The organism is Aquabacterium sp. (genome assembly GCF_004297345.1).
In the GTDB taxonomy this organism is placed as follows: domain Bacteria; phylum Pseudomonadota; class Gammaproteobacteria; order Burkholderiales; family Burkholderiaceae_C; genus Aquabacterium.
The window spans coordinates 1-3890 of sequence record NZ_SCTN01000095.1; the positions used below are offsets into that span (position 1 = coordinate 1).

Annotated in this window: 4 protein-coding genes; all 4 read left to right on the forward strand. The window is 58.9% G+C overall.

All coding sequences use genetic code 11. The features are described from left to right. Positions 1–33: 33 nt before the first annotated feature. On the forward strand, positions 34–273 hold the full coding sequence (hfq, locus tag EPO09_RS02765) for an RNA chaperone Hfq (protein WP_290639920.1): 240 nt from the start codon (positions 34–36) through the stop codon (positions 271–273). Between the two features lie 76 nt (positions 274–349). Next, the gene (gene hflX / locus EPO09_RS02770; RefSeq protein ID WP_290639914.1) at positions 350–1582 is read left to right on the forward strand and encodes a GTPase HflX; all 1233 of its coding nucleotides are present in this window, start codon (positions 350–352) and stop codon (positions 1580–1582) included. Positions 1583–1713: 131 nt separating this feature from the next. Next, on the forward strand, positions 1714–2973 hold the full coding sequence (gene hflK / locus EPO09_RS02775) for an FtsH protease activity modulator HflK (protein ID WP_290639916.1): 1260 nt from the start codon (positions 1714–1716) through the stop codon (positions 2971–2973). A 32-nt stretch (positions 2974–3005) separates the two neighbouring features. After that, positions 3006–3890, forward strand: an 885-nt coding sequence (gene hflC / locus EPO09_RS02780) for a protease modulator HflC (protein WP_290639918.1), incomplete at its 3' end; no start/stop codon positions are given.

A 3890-nucleotide genomic window follows, 5' to 3' on the forward strand; every position in this document is an offset into this window, starting at 1 on the left:
GCAAATCCGAAACTTTTCAACACGGAGCATATCGTGAGCAACAAAGGGCAACTCCTACAAGACCCCTTCCTGAACCTTTTGCGCAGAGAACATGTGCCGGTGTCCATTTACTTGGTCAACGGCATCAAACTCCAGGGACATATCGAATCGTTCGACCAGTACGTCGTGTTGCTCCGCAATACGGTCACGCAAATGGTCTACAAGCACGCCATTTCCACGGTGGTGCCTGGGCGTGCGGTGAATTTCCACGCCAGCGAATCGACCGAAGACTGATCAGCGAAAGCTGTGCAGTTTTTCTCAACCAGCCGACCCAAGCCCTGACGCCTTGACGACATCATCTTCAACGTCTGTGCTTCATCCTTCCGAGGATCCTCGGGTCGTGCTGGTCGGGGTCGATTTTGGCCCCGGGTCATCCTTTGACCCCACTTTGGACGAGCTTGCCTTGTTGGCCGAGTCTGCGGGCGATCGTCCCGTGGCGAAGGTCACAGCCAAACGCAAATCGCCTGATGCCGCTTTTTTTGTGGGCTCAGGCAAAGCCGACGAGATCAAATCGATCGTGGATCTGTACCAGGCCCACGGCGTGATCTTCGATCAGGCGCTTTCTCCTGCGCAGCAACGCAATCTCGAGCGTCACCTGGGCGTCGAGGTGCTGGATCGCACAGGCCTCATCCTCGAAATTTTTGGCGCAAGAGCGCGCAGTCATGAAGGTAAATTGCAAGTCGAGCTGGCTCGTTTGCAATACCTGTCGACGCGTCTGGTGCGCCGTTGGTCCCACCTGGAGCGTCAGCGCGGCGGCGTAGGGCACCGTGGCGGCCCCGGCGAAACCCAGATCGAACTGGATCGCCGGATGATCGATGCCAAGATCAAGTCGCTCAAGGCCAGCCTCATCAAAGTCAAGAAACAGCGCAATACGCAGCGACGCTCGCGTGAGCGTACGGGGGCCTTTCGCGTGTCTCTGGTGGGCTACACCAATGCGGGCAAATCCACCTTGTTCAATGCCTTGACCAAGGCGGGTACCTATGCGGCCAACAAGCTGTTTGCCACGCTGGACACCACCACGAGGCAACTTTTCCTGGCCGAGGCGCAGCGCAGCGTCACGCTGTCCGATACGGTGGGCTTCATCCGTGATCTGCCTCACTCCCTGGTTGAATCATTCGAGGCGACCTTGCAAGAGGCCGCTGAGGCGGATCTGCTGCTGCACGTGGTGGATGCCGCCAGCCCGGTTCTGCATGAGCAGATCGATGAAGTACTGCGCGTGTTGGACAGCATCGGCGCCGGCCAATTGACCCAGGTGCTGGTGTTCAACAAAAGCGACTGCCTGGAGGCGCATCAGCAGCCTCGCGTGACGCGTGATGTCTACGAATTGCCCTCGGGGCGTCGCTGCGTGCGGGTGTTCGTCAGCGCGCTCAAGGGCGAGGGTCTGGATGTGTTGCGCGCGGTACTCGCTGAAGCGGCATTGCATGGTCTGGAAGGTGTTCCTGGTGCCAATCTGCCACCAGATCCACGTTTCGGCATGCACAATCCCATTGATGCAGAGGTACCCAGTTCGGCGTACCCTGCCAATCCGACAATCCGAACATGAACATGCAATCCATGGAAACGGGTTCTTCGACTGAACCAGGTCGTCCCGGAGCGGTTAGCGCCGTGGCATCAGCCGTCTGGCAAATGAGCAGGTTTTCTCTCGGCGCCACACGGCGTCTGGGCTGGCTGAGCATGCAAGCTTTTCGTCAAGCGCTGCCCGGTATGGCTCGTGCTCAGGGCATGCACAACGAGCGCAATGACGGACCGCCGGATCTGGATGAACTGTGGCGCGATCTCAACCGCAAGCTGAGCGGCATTTTTGCCGGACGCAATGGTGGCGGTGGCGACAATGGTCCTGGCGGCAGCATGACGCCAGATCCCACAGGTGCCGGTATCGGTGTCGGGGTGGTGCTGGGTTTGATCGCGCTGGTCTGGTTGGGTAGCGGTTTCTTCATCGTTCAGGAAGGCCAGCAGGCTGTGGTCATGACCTTTGGCAAATACAGCCACAAGGTCGATGCAGGCTTCCAGTGGCGCGCGCCGTTTCCGTTCCAGAGCCATGAACTGGTCAACCTGACCCAGTTGCGTTCGATCGATGTGGGCAGCAATTCGGTCATGCAGGCCACAGGTTTGCGTGATTCTTCCATGCTGACCCGTGATGAGAATATTGTCGACATCCGCTTCACGGTGCAGTACCGCCTTTCGGATGCACGTCAGTATCTTTTCGAGAATCGCAACTCGGATGAAGCTGTGTTGCAGGCGGCAGAGTCTGCGGTGCGCGAAATCGTGGGCAACAGCACGATGGATTCGGTGCTGTACGAGCAGCGAGACGCCATTGCCACGGAGTTGGTCAAGTCGATCCAGCATCAGGTCAACAAGCTCAAGGCTGGCGTGACGATTGCCAACGTGAATGTGCAGAGCGTTCAGGCGCCTGAGCAAGTGCAGGCTGCGTTCGATGATGCGTTCAAGGCCGGTGCAGACCGTGAGCGTCTCAAGAATGAAGGCCAGGCTTACGCCAATGACGTCATCCCCAAGGCGCAAGGTACAGCCGCTCGTTTGCGCGAAGAGGCTGCGGGTTACGCTGCTCGGGTTGTGGCTCAGGCCGAGGGTGACGCGCAGCGTTTCAAGTCCGTGCTGGCCGAGTATCAGAAGGCCCCAGGCGTGACGCGTGATCGCCTCTACATTGACACCATGCAGCAGATCTACAGCAACGTCACCAAGGTGATGGTGGATTCGCGCCAGGGTAGCAATCTGTTGTACCTGCCGCTGGATAAGCTGATGCAGTTGTCGTCTCCTGCTGGTGCGACGCCTGTGACGCCTGTTCCGCCCGCAACGCAAGGCGGCGGTGCCAGCAGCGGTACCGCTGAGTTACCCGCTTCCTCAAGCCCTACGCTGGGTACGCCAGATGCCCGTTCGCGGGATGGTCTGCGTAGTCGCGATCGTGACGCCCGTTAAGCGCACGCAGCAAGGACAGCAAGGAATCTGACATGAATCGATTAGGCATCATCCTTGGCGGCGTCGTGCTTGCCATCATCATCTCGGCATCGACTTTGTTCATCGTGGACCAGCGAGAGTTTGCCGTGATCTATGCGCTGGGTGAAATCAAGGAAGTGATCAGCGAGCCCGGGCTCAAGGCCAAGTTGCCCGCACCTCTGCAAAACGTGGTGCGCCTTGATCGTCGGGTGCAGACGCTCGACAGCCCTGAATCGCGCCCCATCTTCACGGCTGAAAAGAAAAGCCTGGTGATCGACTGGCTGGTAAAGTGGCGTGTGGTTGAACCCAAGCAGTTCATCCGCAACAACGGTGTCGATCTGCGCAACGCAGAGAACCGCCTCTCGCCTATCGTTCAGGCGGCCTTGAACGAGGAAGTGACCAAGCGTACCGTGGGGTCCATGCTGTCCTCCGAGCGCGACAAGGTCATGCAGGGCGTGATCAAGCGCCTCGCGGATGACGCCAAGTCGTTCGGCATTGAAATCGTGGATGTGCGCATCAAGCGTGTGGATTTCGCCGCCAACATCACCGAGTCGGTCTATCGCCGCATGGAGTCCGAGCGCAAGCGCGCTGCCAACGAGTTGCGCTCCACGGGGGGGGCCGAGGGCGAAAAGATCCGCGCTGATGCGGATCGCCAGCGCGAGATCATCGTGGCCGAGGCTTATCGCGATGCGCAAAAAATCAAGGGTGATGGTGATGCCAAAGCGTCTGCCATCTACGCCGAGGCTTTTGGCAAGGATCCTCAGTTCGCGCAGTTCTATCGCAGCCTGGAAGCTTACCGTTCCACATTCCGCAGCAAGACGGATGTGATGGTGCTGGATCCCAGCAACGAGTTTTTCAAGGCCATGCGCGGCAACAGTGCACCTGTTGCTTCTCCCGGC

What these genes read in the sequence shown, in the direction of transcription:
- hflK (WP_290639916.1), top strand. Translation starts at nt 1,714, where the DNA reads ATGCAAGCTTTTCGTCAAGCGCTGCCCGGTATGGCTCGTGCTCAGGGC.